Below are 16269 nucleotides of genomic sequence, written 5' to 3' on the forward strand. Positions count from 1 at the left end.
GTACGTTCCCGCAGGAGTCTTCGTGGATTTTTACTTGGCTTTTCATAATACATTCAGAATTGCTCGAGTGCCTGGCACTAAAAATGGGCACTAAAAAAAGGCAGTACCTTTTATGGTACTGCTCTTTTTTGTGTTGTTATTTAATACTGCTTTTTTTAAATGCACGTTTACGACGTTCATACCAAAGAACACAAATGATAAACCATGTATAACCGATACACCAGCCCGCTAACACATCGGAAGCAAAATGACGTGCTCCTGCTATACGTGATAGACCGATGAGGATTGTCAGTACAATTGCCCCTAGCCAAAGCTGTATTTTACGTGCCTTCGTGTTATTTTCAGATAACAAATAGGCAACGGTAAATAAATACAGAATGCCGGTCATAGCATGTCCTGATGGAAAACTGAACGATGTCAATTGATGTTCTAATTCTGGTCGAGGTCGTTGTGCCCAATTTTTCAATGATTGATTTAGCACATTGCCTACGGCAAATGTTAACACTACAAAGATCATACCCCGGTAATTTTTTGCTAGCCAAGCTAAATACAAAATTAATAGTATTGCCACCCAGATGACAAACTTAGGCTCTCCAATATGATGAAAAACTTCTATAAATGGATTACCAAACAACATGTCTGCAATTTTTTTATCGAAGCGCAAAATCGTTTCGCTTTGGTATGTGTAGCGCAACACTAAAAAAGCAATTAACGTTAAAATTGCTAATGGATATGACCATTTTTTCAAAAAATTTCACCTCAAAGCATTATCACGAAATGTTTTTTCACATCATACCATAAATACGTGCAATTGAGGGATATATGCAACATCTGCTTTATAACATAAAAATATACTTAATAATATTCGCAAATATAATCGATTCTTCATTCGGTTTATGAAAGTAATTCGAAAGTGCTAATGCAACAATAAATAAAATTGCAATGATAGGTAGTATTTTTCTAAACATACAGCAACACTTCCTTACTTTTTAGCATTTTATCGTTCAGCCTATTTTAATAATACAGGGTCAAACAACCAATCCTTCGGTCCAAAATTCCGATCTTTTTCCCCTCTAACTTCTCGAGAAATATGGTTATTAATAATTAACTCTCTGAACTTTCTACTAAATATTGTTTTTCTATAAAGGTATCGTCCATCATGGCTCCACTCTGAAGAATAGAATACATCTCCATGTAAATTCATAATATCCTTGGCATCGTAAATATCAGGTCCATTAATTACACCACTTAATCCACATTTACAAGGCGCTTGCTCCGTAGCAAAATACAATTTAATTCTTTCGGAGCTAGATGACGGCAACATTTGAGTCGGGATTATTTGATAAGCAAGTTGTTTCCCCTCATCTGATCCACAATGAATAACTTCTAAAAGTTCATAGCCTTCAATATTTGCTTGTTTCATTAAGGCTACTAATTCTTCTGAAGCTACCCAGTACCCACTCACATGGACTAAATAACGATCCTTCATTTGCGAAGTATCGATTACTAATGGAGATAATTGTTCTTTTTCCATAAGACCGCATTGCTTACAATAAGTACTTATAGAAAATAAAGTACCCCTATCATCTAAAAACATGTCGGGTGAGTTGCCTGTAGAGTTTAACGTAAATAAAGGCGTTTGCTCATATTCGCTATCAGAAAAGTCGAAATAAAAACGTTCGCCAATAGAGACAATACCCAATTCGTTTTCTAATGATTTATATAATGCTGCCACCTGCTCATACGTCACTTCTTCATTTAAAGTAAAAATAGGATTAAAAGAAGTCTTCAAATTTTTTTTTCTGACTACAGGCGCACCTACATAAATACCGTAGCGATTATAAACTTTAATGACTTGATCTTGACTAGATTCATCTATAGAGATTATATTTTCAAGTTCTACTTTCAAAATAATACGCCTACCTTTATTAAAGTTTTTATCGTGAGTATGCTGTCTAACTAGTAACTTTTTAAAATGTTTATGCCCTACTATATAAATAGTTAGTTATTTCATAACGATATATCTACTCTTCTATTTTTACTCACTATTGGAAATTTACTTAACCACGTTTAAATTAAGCGTACCAGTACTTATACCACCATTTCAACGTTGGGTTTACGCCAGTTTTTTGGCGGGTTTCACTAATTTTTTGGCGCGATTTGGCGGACATATAAAAAACACCGCCAAAAAATTGGCGGTGTGCAATCGAATTTATAGATATTTAGTCTTATTAACCGGAAATTTCATGCTAAATAAATGGATAGCTTTTTTATATCACCTAATAACCGTCCTTTTATTGAATAAAATAACAATAGCCATCATCATAACATATCGTAAAACTAGAGTAAATTCATTCGTTCAGCAAGGTTGACAGCTTCGGTCCGTGAATCGACATTAAGTAAAGAAAATAGTTGTGTCAAATATCTTTCAGTAGTTCGTTGAGGAATATTTAACTCAATAGCAATTGCTTTGTTTGTGTGCCCTTCAGCAATTAATCTTAAAATTTTCTTTTCTTTCTCATTTAAATGAATATCAAGCTTTGCTTCCTGCAATTTAAATCGATTATCTAGAAAATCTAAGAAGTTATTTGGCAAAACAATTTCTCCATTTGCAATGGCACGTACTGTGCGGATGATCTGCTCTTTAGATGCTGTTTTGGCTAATATCCCTTCTATTTTTCTTTCTAAAATAAGCGGATAATAATCTGTGATATCATCCCCTGTATAAAGAATAATCGATGCATCCATTTGGATTGCTTTAATATTTCTGGCTAAATGAATGCCATTTTCTAAAGGCATGTTGATATCAATTAAATAAATATCATATGGTTTATCTTTAATTTGCGGTATGACAGAAGTGGCATCACTTTCTGTATCTACTAAAATATCTTCATTTTCTTCAAATAAATTTTTAGTTCCCTCTAACACTATAGGATGATCATCCACTATGAGCATCGTTATCAAGTGTGTCACTTCCTTCTTTCACTATAATTCTAATAGACATCCCTTTATTTATCTGAGAATCAATATAAAATTGTCCATTAAAGGCTTTTACACGTTCTTGCATTCCTCGTATTCCCATCGATTCAGCAACAATAATATCATTGACATTACAACCTACACCATCATCCTGATAAATGATTTCAAAGCCATCATCCATTTCCTTGAGATGCATTTCCACAGTTGTCGCAAATGAATGTTTCAAAGCATTATTGAGTAATTCTTGAAATAGACGATAAATCATTAAATTCATGCGCTCATCCTCAAGATACAGGCGATCTATTGTATAAATTAAAATAAAATGCGCTCTTTCAGCTACTTTTCGAATAAGCTTTTCTAAAGCTGCATTGAGCCCCAATGTGTCTAATAATGGGGGCTTCAAATTCTCACAATAAGCTCTTAAATCATGTAAAGATGCAACCATTTGTTTATGTACCTTTACAAGCTTTTGCTGAATATCCGTAGTATCTTTTGCATTTATTAAAACATCTACTTCTCGAGCAATATGGAGCTGCTCTTGTAAATTAGTATCATGTAATTCTTGAGCTAATTGATACTTTTCCTCTTCAAACCTTAGCCATAATAGCTTGTTTAGCCAAGGTAATTGACCCTCATCTGCTTGCTTCATATGCTTTAGTTCCTCTAACAGTTCTTCCACCATTTTTGTATTTTCAATAAAATTATTTACATATAACAGGAGCAATTCGAGCCATAATAGCTCTTCATCTTTTAAATGAATTGAATTGTTATGTCCTAAAACTAAAGCTCGTTTGTAATGCGCATCTTGGTGTAGGAAAGCTAGATAGACTTTGTCGATTTTCCGTATTTCGCCCAGTTTTAAATCTTCCATGACAATAGGATTTATCGGAATCTTTTCGTCAACCTTTGAAGTAAATTGATTTTTATCATAATCATAAGTTAATACAAATACATGCTCAAGCTCAAGGTGCAACGAAACTTCTTGCGCAAACTTTTCTAGTAGCTCATCTAATTTAATCGTCTTGCCAATGCGATCTACAGCGGTATATAACTGGTGTATATAATCCCCTTTTGTAGAAAATAAGATTTTTCGTTTGCGATAATCTACCTTCTCTTTTATGTAGAAAAGAACAACTAACGATAAAAAAGTAAAAAGTGAAATAGCCGATAGTTTAGTCATTGAGATCAATTTACCCATAATCCAATACAATCCAATCGTAAGCCATATAGTAAAAATCAACGAAAATATGACGTAATAACGAAGTCTTGTAATATGATATTCAATATCAAATAATCGTTCCGCTAGCTGCGTAAAAATAAAGCTAAAAGGAATTAACAATAAAAATAAAGCACTGATTTCAGCGGAAAGTATAGGATGGTGAAATAAAATATTAGGAAGTGCATAAAGAAACAAGAATGGAAGAAAAGGAATCATCACACTATTCAATAAGACTTTTAACTGCGGTGATTTATACTTAAAGTAACTAATCAGTAACATGCATAGTATTAGAATAAGCAAAAGTAAAAAAGTGGCTAACACGACATATGAAAGTAAATTATGCAAATCATCATAGATGATACCAATGTAGCTAAGAATCATAGCAATAACAGGTAGTATATAAAATAATTTAATGTTGTTAGACAATAACCAGTTCGCTTCTAAAAATGTAAAGTAATTTCTTAAAAAATGTAAAAGTAATACTAAACATAGCAACATACTTCCCCGATTCGTCATAATCCCAATGATATCAAGACTACCAGAAGCACCAATACTAACATACGCCAGCGAAACCGTTAGCATAAATAAAATCAGCAATCGTAAAAGTGATGTGTTTTCTTGTTTAAAATGCAAAAATAACACTACTACTAAAGTAAGAAAATAATAACAAGCAGGTATTAACACTATCGAATAGAAACGCTCTTTAAAATCTAGACTACTTGGTTTAATATCAATTATTTTTCCGTCAGGCTTTAAAATCGTTAGTGTATTCGCTGCCCTAATGGTTAAATCATTTTCTATATAAGCAACAGCCTCTATCTGTACATTATCGATCTTTAATACAATATCCCCTGCTAAAATTTTTTGGCCATCCACTAATTGCTCATGTGAATTTTCTATAACCCAGTGGCCATTTTCTTTTATCAACTCTATACCTAAATAAGGCTTGCTATAAGGTACATATAGCAGGTAGAAACCTAGCAGTATGTACACACTTATAGCAAGCATAAAGCGTTTTCTATTATTAAAATTTAGTTCCAAATAGGATCTCTTAAACATACTACTTCTTCGAATGAGTCAAGTATTGCCTGTTGTTCGATTGCTGAAACACCAATTAATGCGACTTTTTGTTCTTTCATCAGTGCTACTAGTGCTGGGTTTTCTTCTAGATACTGAATTACATTAATCATAAAATCTCTCCTCATTTCATTAGTTTTATTAGGTATTCTTTACCTACTTTGTTTATAGCAACATTTTCAAGAATATTCAATGCTTTTAGCTTATGAAGATTTTTAATAGTAATTGCATAGCGTATTGCACCACCATTAGTCAGTTCATCTCTAATAACATTTTTATCCATTAATGTAACTATATCTCCATTATAATAGTTTATCACAGATTTTGATATACTATTTTTTTGCGCCAATAAGTAAATAATTGGTAATGAATATTTTTTGTTTAATAAATCATTTTTAGGACCCCAAGTTTTTAAACTTTGAATATCGTTTTTAATTTGTTGGATAATACCTATGTATTTCCCATACTCCTCTATTTCCTCACTTACCTTACCTTTTGCAAGTGCCTCTCCAATAAGGCAACTCATAGCTGTCAAAGATCCTGACTTTCGGTCAATCATTTGTAAATAAGATGGCTCATCTCGACAAATATTAAGCACATCTAACTGCTGACCATTAATACTTCTAAATGCATACTCTTCTAGCAAGAGGATAGCTAACTGTTTATGTTCAAAAGAAGTGTCATGGATTGCTCGAGATGACATAATGAGCATGGCTAAAGCTACATTTAAAGAGAGTTCAGGTGTTTCACTCCAAATATAGTCGGCATCCTTATCTTGCAAATCATCAATAATATCATAGGACAAAATTAGAAGTTCAATAGCTGCTGCAACTTTATAAATATCGTCATTTAAACAATCTACAAATGCTTCGTAATGCCAAAAGCATAGTTTACCAAATGCATACCCCATCACTGCCTTTTCATTTTTAAAACTTTTAAGCATAGTCTTTAATTCATCAACAAGCATCGCTTCATTTTCAATCAGAATATCCAATGTGTCATTAATGCGTTTATCTATATCCTTCAATAGTCCTCCACCCCCATTAACTACATCGTACTATATTATACTCATTAATGGTAAATAATTCTATTATTTTCAATTATATTGCTTATTTCTTGTTCTTTGTACTTAACGCAATGAATAATAAATAAGTAACGCCAAAAAATGGCGGATGTCATAATTATCACGCCATTTTTTGTAAAATAATGACAATGTTTTTGGCGGGTTCATCATGTGACCGCCAGTTTTTGGCGTTAACTGACCATTGAAATGGCGTCCCGACTGATGTTACGCTAAAGATAAGTAAAATTCATTTGTATGATATGGAACACACTTTGTAATGGAAGCCTTATAATCGTTAAATTTATCAAAATAAATTCTCTCATATTAGGGGTGATGGACGTGGTTAATAGAGTAAATGACAGCGTTTTAATATTGACAGAAACTTTTTCATGCACAATTTCTATCTCAACAGAGGAGATTATTATTAAAAAGCCTACACATGAGCAACGGTCGATTGAACAATTAATTATTTCAGCTGAGCAACAAGCTTACCAAGAAGCTCTAGCCGAGTATAAACATAAACCTACCCTTTCTAATTTTATTTCTAATATGCCAGGTTTTGAGGAAAGTTTTCAGCAAAAGCTAGACAAGAATATGGCGCAGTTTGACATTATAAAAGTCACAGAAGACGACTTATTGTCTTTAGTGAGCCCATTTACATCTGGCTTAAATATTCATACACCGACTATATATAAATCACCAAACGATAATATCATTTATGCACGAGGCACACAAAAACAAGGAACTAGTAGCTCTAGCTTTAGCAGCAACGCTATTAGCATGGCTAGCGCTGAAATTCTCCAAACGAATTTTAATACTACAGATACTAGTTCATCTTCAAAAGTTTTAGATCGGGTGTCCGAACGTAATAAATCCTATTATTACTGTCCAAGTAGTATTTCTGGATTATCCATAAATGATAACGGAATTTCTTTTAATATTTCTTCTGTATTCAACAGTTGGAATAAAACGTCCATTAAACATTAAACTGTTGCGCTAATTAAATTCACCCTTCTTAAAGGTCCTTTTTCATGGACTATTATTAAATACCTCAACTTCTCCCTGCCATGAAAATAGAGGCGAGGTGTGGCAAAAATTGACCGAAACAACCCTTGCCTACCATCCCTTTGCACCCTTTAACTTCATTCAGTATCCTTCCTCATTAAAAATACGAGATCACTTTTTTAGAACAACAAAAAAGAGATGCCTCAAAACACTTTGAGACACCTCTAGAACTTATTAAGCTTTTACATAATAAACATCTTGTCCGCTTTCGATAATATATTCTGGTTTCGGCTTACCGGCTTTTGCTTTATGACCAGCAATATGCTCCGGACTCTTCTCCCAATTTTTCCATGCTTCTTCTGATTCCCAACGAACCATAATTAGCACTTCTTCATCTCCGCGGCGTACTTTTTTCACAAGCACTTGTTTGTCGATAAAACCTGGTTGCTGTTCAAGTAAGGAAGGACCATCTTTTTTAGCTCCAAATCGCTCAACGACTTTATCTGCATTACCTTCTGTTACGACCATACGTTTAATTTGTACAAACATATTAGTTAAACGCCTTTAAAATTTCATCAGCTTTTTCAGTTTCTGATTGTAAACCGCCACCTGATAAGTACCAGTATCCTGGATCAAGGTAGAAAATTTTACCGTTTTTAGCAGCGTTCGTTGCTCCAACAATTTCATTTTCAATCGCAGCTTTTGTACCAGACTCACCTTCTGGGTTAACAGCAGCATCACGGTCAACTACGAATAAAATATCTGGGTTTTTCTCGCGAACGTATTCAAAGCTCACGTTATCACCATGTGTATCAACTTTAATTTTATCATCAGCAGGTTTAATACCGAATACATCGTGAATCACACCAAAACGTGAACCAGGACCATATGCAGATAATGAACCTTCATTACCTAAAACGATTAAAGCTTTGTCTTCAGATGCAGTTGTTTTTGCTTTAATTTCTTCTACTTTTGCTTCGTAAGCTGCTAATGCATCAGCAGCTTCTTTTTCTTTACCGAAAATTTTACCAGCTAATTCAGTGTTTGTTTTAAATGATTCCATAAAGTTAGCGTTATCTACACCAACAAATACAGTTGGGGCAATTTTAGATAATTCATCGTAAGCAGATGCTTGACGACCTGAAATAAAAATAATGTCTGGGTTCATTGAAGAGATTGCTTCAAAATCAGGCTCTTTTAGAGAACCAACATTTACATAAGTAGTGTCAGCATATTTGCTTAAATATTTTGGTACTGATTGTTGTGGAACACCTGCTACATCAACGCCTAAAGCATCTAAAGTATCTAGGAAACCATAGTCAAATACGACAACATTTTTTGGTTGTTCTTTCAGTGTTACTTCTTCAAATGTATTTTCAGCAGTTGTACTACCTGGAATTGTAATTGGGTATGCAGAAGCCGCTCCATTTTGCTCTTCAGCAGGCTTATTATCTGTTGAACCTTTATCATCTTCTTTTGAATCTTCTTTTGAACTACAAGCAGCTAATACTAAAAGCATCATTGCCATTAATACCGTAAGTAATTTCCAATTTTTCATTGTGAAATCTCCTTTATTGTTTGTTTTTATATTTTTAGATAGCGATCACTACCTATTGTTACTATGAGTTAAAATACACACAAATACGACAACCATTTTGCTCTTGAACTGGAATATCCATATCATAAATTTCTTTTAGCGCATCAGAGTTAATGATGTCATTTGTCGGACCATCTTTTACTACACGTCCGTCTTTTAAAGCGACAATATGATCTGAATAGACAGATGCAAAGTTAATATCATGTAGCACAATAACAACCGTTTTTCCTAGCTCATCAACCAACTTACGCAATATTTTCATGATTTGCACAGAATGCTTCATGTCTAAATTGTTCAGTGGCTCATCTAGTAGAATGTAGTCTGTGTCCTGCGCAATGACCATTGCAATAAATGCTCGTTGGCGCTGACCACCTGATAATTCATCTAAATAATTATGCTGGATATCGGCTAAATTCATATATTCGATTGCCTCATCTACTTTTAACTCGTCCTCTTGTTTTAAATTCCCTTTAGAATAAGGAAAACGACCGAATGAAACGAGTTCGCGTATTGTCAGGCGGACATTCATATAATTTGACTGTTTTAAAATCGATACGCGCTTTGCAAAATCATCTGATTTCCATCGACGCACATCTGATTTATCGAGTAGTACTTCCCCAGTGTCTGCATTAAGTAAACGGCTTACCATTGAAAGCAATGTTGATTTACCTGCACCATTCGGTCCAATAAAGGACGTAATTTTTCCTGGCGCAACGTCTACACTAACATTTTGAATGACCGGCTTTTTCCCAAAAAACTTAGAGATTTCTTTTACTTGGATCATCCTGCTGACCTACTTTCCTTCAATAATAGGTAGATGAAGTACACACCACCTACAAAGTTTATAATAACGCTAAGTGTTGTATCGAACTTGAAAATACGCTCGACCATCCACTGCCCACCGACTAATGCAACAATACTCATTACACAAGAACCTGCAATGATGACAGAATGCTTGTACGTCTTGAAAAACTGATACGATAAATTCGCTACGATTAAGCCAAAGAACGTAATTGGCCCAACAAGCGCTGTAGAAACGGCGATTAATATTGAAGATACGATCAGCATGCGTTGTACAAGCTTATCATAAGGTACACCAAGATTGATTGCTGTATCACGACCAAGTGACATAACATCAAGTTGGCTCATATGACGCCAGCCATAAATGAATGTACCTAAAATAACAAGACCTGCTAACCAGACTAAATCGGAATTCACATTATTAAAGCTTGCAAACATTTTACTTTGTAAGCTTAGAAACTCATTCGGATCAATTAATACTTGGAAGAATGTTGTGACACTTCCTAAAAACGTTCCGACAATCATACCGACAAGCAACAGGAAGTAAATCGGACGTTTCCCTTCTTTGAACAATACGCGATAGAAAATCAGTGCAAAAATCACCATTGCTGAAACCGCTAGCAAAAAGTTGTATTGCGCATTAATGACGAATATGGACATAGAACCAAAGAAGTAATAAATAATTGTTTGGACCATCATGTATAAAGCATCAAGCCCCATAACACTTGGTGTTAATATACGATTATGTGTAATCGTTTGGAATACCACTGTTGAATACGCAATGGCAATTCCCGTTAAAGCCATCGCCACCACTTTAATGAGGCGACGTGGAAACGCATAGCTATAGTTCCCATTTAAAGCATAAAAGACATACAGTAACATAGCGACTACTGCTAGTCCTATTAAGATCAACATTTTCGTACGGTTACGCATATGCTCTCCCCCTAAACAACATAAATAGGAAGATGGCACTTCCGATGACGCCGACCGTCATACTAATCGGAATTTCATAAGGGAAAATCAAGACGCGTCCTAAAATATCACATAATAATAGGAATGACATACCGAGTAAAGCCGTGTGTGGTAATGTCTTTGCAAGATTATCTCCTTTGAACAGCGAAATAATATTGGGAATAATCAAACCAAGGAATGGAATCACACCTACTGTTAATACCACTGTTGTTGAAACTAGTGCTACTAACACTAACCCTAAGTTCACAACGAATTTGTAGGAAAGACCAAGATTTTTGGCAAAATCCTCACCCATTCCAGCCACTGTGAAGCGATTTGCATAAATGTAAGTTAAAATTAACACAGGTACACTTATGTATAAAAGCTCATAACGGCCTTTCATTATTAAAGAAAAATCTCCTTGTAACCATGCAGTAATGTTTTGGATAATGTCCGCCTTATACGCAAAGAATGTCGTAATGGACGAAAGAATATTACCAAACATTAAGCCAATAAGCGGTATAAAAATCGCATCTTTAAACTTTATTCGATTTAATATTTGCATAAACAATAATGTGCCGGCTAAAGCAAATATGAAAGCGAAGGAAATTTTTTGGAAGTACGTGACATTTGTAAAAAACATCATTGAAATTAGAACACCTAATTTCGTAGCATCTAAAGTACCTGCTGTAGTTGGTGACACGAACTTATTCCTACTTAAGCTTTGCATAATTAAACCAGCAATACTCATACCTGCACCAGCTAGCAAAATGGCTACTAGTCTTGGTACACGACTAATCAAAAATAGTCTTGTTTCTTCTGATTCGAAGTCTAATAAGTCACTTGGTTTAATATTGACAACACCAATGAATAGCGACACTATAGACAACACGACAGTTGCTGTTAAAAGATATCTTATTTTCATTGTAATCCCCGGTAGATTCATTTTTGCTTGTAATTTATTATCGGATGAAAATGATTATCATTACTCACGATTCTCATTATAAGCATCTTTTCTTTGTCAGTCAACCTACTATTGAGAATTGTTCTCGCTTTATTTGGAAATACTTGAAAACTGTGATTTTTCTACAAAAACATTAGAAAAACGAGCAATTTTACAATTGAAAACAATGCTCTCTTTTTCTTAAAAATAAAAAGGTAATTGAGAATGAAGTACATGTTCTTCTCAATCACCTTTTTTATTTAAGCTACCCTTCTGATACCTCGCAGCCAAGCGAAAATAATACATGCTACTAAAATAAACCCTAAGTAACCCATTACGGCATATAATTTCGATACAAGTGTCGTAAAGCCCACTAAGCTAGCGAAAAAGCCTAAAATGCCCATAACGATGACTGCCACCTTAAAGCTTGGCTTAGACGGTTTAAAAAATCGCACTGAAAATGAATAAAACATCCCAACTGCAGTGTTATAAATCATTCCTAATAATGAAAATGACATTAAGAAACCTACTATTGGATGAATTTCATTTGCTAATGCAAGCATTGGGATGTCCAATCCAACAATAACGTTCATTTTAGCGAGTAGCGAAAAATGAATAAGTAAAATTAATGCACCTAGCAATAGCCCTCCGATAATTCCACCCATACCCGCAATACGTTCATTACGAATAGCGCCACACATCACCGTAAGGAGCGAGAAACAAACACCGATATTAAAAGACATATAGAGCAAAGCTGTGACCCACCAGCTTTTAGAGGATGTTTGTAATTGTTGTTCTGCTATTACTGTTTGCTCTGCAAATGATAGATCCATCGTTGCTATGGAATAAACGGCAATCATCGTAACAACCGCTAACAAATAAGGCGTTGCAATGGCAATAATATTGATAATGCTTTTGACATTCATCATCACTGTCATCATTGTGAGGACAATCATACAAATGCTGCCTAGCCATACAGGTAGTCCAAACATTTGCTTAAAGGTAGCGCCAGCGCCAGCGAACATAATGACTGACACACCAAACAAAAAAAGTGAAAGTACAAAGTCCATTATAAAGCCGATTGTTTTACCTGAAATTTGATAAATCAAATCCTTATGAGATGAGGTCCGCAGCCTTGAACTAATTTGTGCCGTACACATCCCTACAAAAGCAAACCATAGTGTCGCTAAAAGAGCGCCTAATATCCCCTTATTGCCATAACTCGTGAAATATTGAATGATTTCTTGCCCTGATGCAAACCCTGCTCCGACGATAATTCCTACATATGCACCGCCGATTTGCAAGCTCTTTTTCAATCACTTCTCTCCTCGACTATTTATCCCGTACAAGTGCCCATGGAGTAACAAACGACTTCCACTGATTAATACTTATAGACTTTCTTGCTAATTGTTAGTTTATTAATAACATCCATATTCGGTTTATAGCCAATACCCACACTTTGTGGTACGCGAATATGCCCATCTTCTACGACAATTTCAGGTGTAACGATATCTTCGTACCAATAATGGCTTGAGCCTGCCGTATCACCTGGTAAGACAAAATTAGCAAGTGCTGTTAAGGCAATATTATGCGCTCGTCCAATACCCGCTTCCAACATGCCTCCACACCATACTGGAATATCATGTTCTTGACAGTAATCATGAATTTTCTTCGCCTCTGTTAAGCCGCCTACACGTCCAATTTTTATATTGATGACACCGCAGCTACCAAGTTCAATCGCCTTCCGAGCATCCTCTAATGAAGTAATGCTTTCGTCTAAACAGATTGGCGTTTTCAACTGCTTTTGCAGCTTAGCATGATCAATAATATCGTCTACAGCAAGCGGTTGCTCAATCATTAGAAGATTAAATTCATCCAATTGCTGTAGCACTTCTAAATCTTTTAATGTATACGCAGAGTTGGCATCTGCCATTAACGGCAAATTAGGAAATGCAGCACGAATATTACGAATGACTTCGACATCGTAACCTGGTTTTATTTTTACTTTTACTCGTTTATAGCCCTTTTCTACATAGCTCTTAATCAACGCTAATAGCTTTTCAGTGCTAGATTGAATGCCAAGGCTAATGCCTACATCAATGCTCTCCTTGTTGCCACCTAAAGCATGGGCTAGTGACTGATTCGTTTGCTGCGCATATATATCCCACACTGCCCCCTCAATCGAGGCTTTAGCCATACAATTACGCCGAATTGGAGCGAATAGAGCACTTACTTCATCTGGATGTGCAATCTCCTTATGACACAATGCGGGCATTAAAAAGTCCTCTAACATATGCCAAGTCGTCTGTAAGGTCTCCTCCGTATACCAAGGGGCTACAAAAGCTACGGTCTCTCCCCAGCCAATCGTTCCAGCTGCATCCTTTACTTCTAATAGCAATAGCTCTTTGTCATTAACCGTACCAAAACTTGTTGTAAAGGGTGCCTTCATAGGCATTTTCAAATGTCTTACTGTAATTTCTTCTATTCTCATGCGAGTCACTCCTTATCTCTATTATAAGGCCAATAAAGAGCGTCTGACTAACAGATAACAATGCACATATTCTTTTTGCTTTTTCACCCGAACGATCGCATATTCTTGATTAAATAAAGTTGTTAATATTGTCCGAATTTTATAACGCCAGTCCTCCGCCAATTTCGGACTCTCCACTTTCATCTTTTGCAAATGCTGTGGAATAGGTACTAAATATGCATCCTTGTACAATCGTTGGTTACTTTGGAATGCACCCTCTTTATCGAGCACAGGCAAGCCATCTACCGTCAATGACCACGGTACGATTTGTTCTGCCACTTCTTCTAGCTCATCCAAACTATCTTCTGCATGATGGCGTTCAACCCACCATTCTACTTCAATTCGATCTGAGGGCAGTCCATCATTAAAATCATCTTGTAACGGTCCATAATAATCCATTTCATATTGATTACTAATTGCATTTAGCTTTAAAAACGATAAATTTGCTAAACGCGCTTCTAACGGATCAATTAACCACCTAACAAGCTGAAACTCATTGTCTCGCGCATATTCTTGCTGAGCATGCTTCAAGAGCTCACCTACACCTTGTTCACGATATGTTTTTTCAACGCCAATCATGTTCGAGTGTAGATACATTTTTCCTTCACGATAGCCAACAAAGCAATAATTAAAACCAATTAGCCGATCTTCAAAATAGGCACCGAGCAATAACCCACCGTTGTGCACTGCTGCGAGCAGTTGATGGGAGGGAATAGCCTGGCTACCCCAAATTTCAGCATTTAAGCATTGCACTTTAGCAATCTCTTCAGGTGTCGTCATTTTTTTTATAGAAACATTTTTTAACATTGTAATGCCTCCTTTACGGTTCTAGTTTTAGTGCTCCTAAGACAGCGTTAGTCAAAATTTCAACTCCCGTTACAAGCCTTGCTTGTTTAAATCTCATTTTTGGATGGTGTAGTCCTGGTGTTAATCCACAACCTAGACCAAGCATTGTTGTTTTTAAACGTGGCCGTTGCACAGCATAATGGTGGAAATCCTCTCCTCCTGGTGTATGCACAGGCTTTCTTAAATTAGAGAGTCCAGCGGCTTTAACTATCGCTTGCTCCATAATATATTGGGCCGTTGTATCCACTTCAGCCGCCACAATATTTGCCACAGTACGCAATTCAATTTGTACTTTATGCAATATTTTTGCAGAATCGATGACACGTTTAACACCTTGATTTAGTGTATCCATCACATCATTGCGTTGCGCTCTTATATCGATAGTGAAAGCAGCTTTTCCTGGAATAATATTGCCTGACTCTCCACCCGCTTGAAATTTTGTCATCTTAATCGAGACAGGCACCATTGGATCCGTATGAATAGTACGTAAATCTTCGATAATCGTTGCCCCAACCTCGATAGCATTAATTCCGAGATGCGGTCTTGCCGCATGGGCATCTTCACCAATAATTTCCCCTTCCAATAAACGGGAGGCTCCATGATACAAAGCTGCACAATATGTACCATCCTCAAGTTCATGAACAGGTCTTACATGAACGCCAAATAAATAATCTAAATCATCGATTACGCCTTCTTTAAGAACGGCTAATGCTCCCGTTCCTTTTTCTTCAGCCGGTTGGAAAATAACACGAATTGCGCCCTTGTATGATTGAGACTGCTCTTCCAATAGTAAAAGAGCACCTATTGCCATTGTCATATGACCGTCATGTCCACAGGAATGATTTGCTTTAAACTGTCCATCTACTTCTTGCCATAATGCATCAATATCTGTCCGTAAACCCACTTTCGGTGTTCCCTCGCCAATATCAACATATAGCCCTGTGCAATTTTTAAAGCGTTGTGGTGAAAATCCTTCACGCGTCAACAAATCAAAAATATAATTTGTTGTCTCTACCTCTTTCCAGCTTATTTCTGGGTTTGCATGTAAATACGTGAAAATCTCCATTAATCTTGGCCTCAAACGATCCAATGCTTCTTTCATGACAACCAACCCCTTAAAATTGTTACTAGTAAATTTATTATAACGAAAAATCACCCTATCCTGCACAGAAAATTATTTTATCTACTAGCTAATAGACTACATAAGAGACAAAAAAGATGCCTGGACAAAAAGAAAAAGTGTTAGATTGGCTTTTTC

Annotated in this window: 17 protein-coding genes; 1 reads left to right on the forward strand and 16 read right to left on the reverse strand. The window is 35.7% G+C overall.

Annotated features, from left to right (window positions below):
• Positions 1 to 136: 136 nt before the first annotated feature.
• From ACKVEV_RS15050 to ACKVEV_RS15080, 7 genes are all read right to left on the reverse strand, one after another.
• The gene (locus ACKVEV_RS15050) at positions 137 to 748 is read right to left on the reverse strand and encodes a phosphatase PAP2 family protein (RefSeq protein ID WP_409367160.1); all 612 of its coding nucleotides are present in this window, start codon (positions 746 to 748) and stop codon (positions 137 to 139) included.
• 88 nt (positions 749 to 836) lie between these two features.
• Positions 837 to 968, reverse strand: coding sequence for a hypothetical protein (locus ACKVEV_RS15055; protein ID WP_409367161.1), 132 nt, complete (start codon positions 966 to 968; stop codon positions 837 to 839).
• A gap of 41 nt (positions 969 to 1009) precedes the next feature.
• The gene (locus tag ACKVEV_RS15060; RefSeq protein ID WP_409367162.1) at positions 1010 to 1909 is read right to left on the reverse strand and encodes a hypothetical protein; all 900 of its coding nucleotides are present in this window, start codon (positions 1907 to 1909) and stop codon (positions 1010 to 1012) included.
• 431 nt (positions 1910 to 2340) lie between these two features.
• A complete protein-coding gene (locus ACKVEV_RS15065; RefSeq protein ID WP_409370565.1) occupies positions 2341 to 2955 on the reverse strand; it encodes a response regulator in 615 nt (204 codons plus the stop codon).
• Complete coding sequence (locus ACKVEV_RS15070; protein ID WP_409370566.1) at positions 2939 to 5206, reverse strand: sensor histidine kinase; 2268 nt, start codon at positions 5204 to 5206, stop codon at positions 2939 to 2941. Before ACKVEV_RS15070 ends, ACKVEV_RS15065 begins: the two co-directional genes overlap by 17 nt.
• A 23-nt stretch (positions 5207 to 5229) precedes the next feature.
• Entirely contained in the window at positions 5230 to 5388 is a 159-nt protein-coding gene (gene comX / locus ACKVEV_RS15075) for a competence pheromone ComX (protein ID WP_409367163.1), read from the reverse strand.
• A gap of 11 nt (positions 5389 to 5399) precedes the next feature.
• On the reverse strand, positions 5400 to 6302 hold the full coding sequence (locus ACKVEV_RS15080) for a polyprenyl synthetase family protein (RefSeq protein WP_409367164.1): 903 nt from the start codon (positions 6300 to 6302) through the stop codon (positions 5400 to 5402).
• Positions 6303 to 6677: 375 nt separating this feature from the next.
• Between ACKVEV_RS15080 and ACKVEV_RS15085 the strand changes: the two genes are divergently transcribed.
• The gene (locus tag ACKVEV_RS15085) at positions 6678 to 7325 is read left to right on the forward strand and encodes a hypothetical protein (protein ID WP_409367165.1); all 648 of its coding nucleotides are present in this window, start codon (positions 6678 to 6680) and stop codon (positions 7323 to 7325) included.
• A 252-nt stretch (positions 7326 to 7577) separates the two neighbouring features.
• Here ACKVEV_RS15085 and ACKVEV_RS15090 read toward each other — a convergent pair whose 3' ends face one another.
• The 9 genes from ACKVEV_RS15090 to ACKVEV_RS15130 form a co-directional block, all read right to left on the reverse strand.
• Positions 7578 to 7892, reverse strand: coding sequence for an antibiotic biosynthesis monooxygenase family protein (locus ACKVEV_RS15090; protein WP_409367166.1), 315 nt, complete (start codon positions 7890 to 7892; stop codon positions 7578 to 7580).
• 1 nt (position 7893) lies between these two features.
• Positions 7894 to 8901 (reverse strand): siderophore ABC transporter substrate-binding protein, encoded by a 1008-nt coding sequence (locus ACKVEV_RS15095; RefSeq protein ID WP_409367167.1) that lies wholly within the window; start codon positions 8899 to 8901, stop codon positions 7894 to 7896.
• A gap of 61 nt (positions 8902 to 8962) precedes the next feature.
• Positions 8963 to 9724: an ABC transporter ATP-binding protein gene (locus tag ACKVEV_RS15100; RefSeq protein WP_409367168.1), complete on the reverse strand. Its 762-nt coding sequence runs from the start codon at positions 9722 to 9724 to the stop codon at positions 8963 to 8965.
• Positions 9721 to 10674 (reverse strand): iron chelate uptake ABC transporter family permease subunit, encoded by a 954-nt coding sequence (locus tag ACKVEV_RS15105; protein WP_409367169.1) that lies wholly within the window; start codon positions 10672 to 10674, stop codon positions 9721 to 9723. Before ACKVEV_RS15105 ends, ACKVEV_RS15100 begins: the two co-directional genes overlap by 4 nt.
• Complete coding sequence (locus ACKVEV_RS15110; protein ID WP_409367170.1) at positions 10667 to 11617, reverse strand: ABC transporter permease; 951 nt, start codon at positions 11615 to 11617, stop codon at positions 10667 to 10669. Before ACKVEV_RS15110 ends, ACKVEV_RS15105 begins: the two co-directional genes overlap by 8 nt.
• A gap of 278 nt (positions 11618 to 11895) precedes the next feature.
• Entirely contained in the window at positions 11896 to 12951 is a 1056-nt protein-coding gene (locus ACKVEV_RS15115; protein ID WP_409367171.1) for a hypothetical protein, read from the reverse strand.
• Positions 12952 to 13016: 65 nt separating this feature from the next.
• A complete protein-coding gene (gene menC, locus ACKVEV_RS15120) occupies positions 13017 to 14126 on the reverse strand; it encodes an o-succinylbenzoate synthase (protein WP_409367172.1) in 1110 nt (369 codons plus the stop codon).
• Between the two features lie 21 nt (positions 14127 to 14147).
• The gene (locus ACKVEV_RS15125; RefSeq protein WP_409367173.1) at positions 14148 to 14972 is read right to left on the reverse strand and encodes a GNAT family N-acetyltransferase; all 825 of its coding nucleotides are present in this window, start codon (positions 14970 to 14972) and stop codon (positions 14148 to 14150) included.
• A 13-nt stretch (positions 14973 to 14985) separates the two neighbouring features.
• Positions 14986 to 16113 (reverse strand): M20 peptidase aminoacylase family protein, encoded by a 1128-nt coding sequence (locus ACKVEV_RS15130; protein WP_409367174.1) that lies wholly within the window; start codon positions 16111 to 16113, stop codon positions 14986 to 14988.
• Positions 16114 to 16269: the final 156 nt, after the last annotated feature.

The organism is Lysinibacillus sp. 38-6, from assembly GCF_046245175.1.
Lineage (GTDB): Bacteria > Bacillota > Bacilli > Bacillales_A > Planococcaceae > Lysinibacillus.

Excerpts from the sequence above, each read along its gene's own strand:
- ACKVEV_RS15055 (WP_409367161.1), bottom strand. The coding sequence starts at position 968 with ATGTTTAGAAAAATACTACCTATCATTGCAATTTTATTTATTGTTGCA.
- ACKVEV_RS15065 (WP_409370565.1), bottom strand. The coding sequence starts at position 2,955 with ATGCTCATAGTGGATGATCATCCTATAGTGTTAGAGGGAACTAAAAAT.
- ACKVEV_RS15070 (WP_409370566.1), bottom strand. The coding sequence starts at position 5,206 with ATGCTTGCTATAAGTGTGTACATACTGCTAGGTTTCTACCTGCTATAT.
- comX (WP_409367163.1), bottom strand. The coding sequence starts at position 5,388 with ATGATTAATGTAATTCAGTATCTAGAAGAAAACCCAGCACTAGTAGCA.
- ACKVEV_RS15090 (WP_409367166.1), bottom strand. The coding sequence starts at position 7,892 with ATGTTTGTACAAATTAAACGTATGGTCGTAACAGAAGGTAATGCAGAT.
- ACKVEV_RS15095 (WP_409367167.1), bottom strand. The coding sequence starts at position 8,901 with ATGAAAAATTGGAAATTACTTACGGTATTAATGGCAATGATGCTTTTA.
- ACKVEV_RS15100 (WP_409367168.1), bottom strand. The coding sequence starts at position 9,724 with ATGATCCAAGTAAAAGAAATCTCTAAGTTTTTTGGGAAAAAGCCGGTC.
- ACKVEV_RS15105 (WP_409367169.1), bottom strand. The coding sequence starts at position 10,674 with ATGCGTAACCGTACGAAAATGTTGATCTTAATAGGACTAGCAGTAGTC.
- ACKVEV_RS15110 (WP_409367170.1), bottom strand. The coding sequence starts at position 11,617 with ATGAAAATAAGATATCTTTTAACAGCAACTGTCGTGTTGTCTATAGTG.
- menC (WP_409367172.1), bottom strand. The coding sequence starts at position 14,126 with ATGAGAATAGAAGAAATTACAGTAAGACATTTGAAAATGCCTATGAAG.
- ACKVEV_RS15125 (WP_409367173.1), bottom strand. The coding sequence starts at position 14,972 with ATGTTAAAAAATGTTTCTATAAAAAAAATGACGACACCTGAAGAGATT.
- ACKVEV_RS15130 (WP_409367174.1), bottom strand. The coding sequence starts at position 16,113 with ATGAAAGAAGCATTGGATCGTTTGAGGCCAAGATTAATGGAGATTTTC.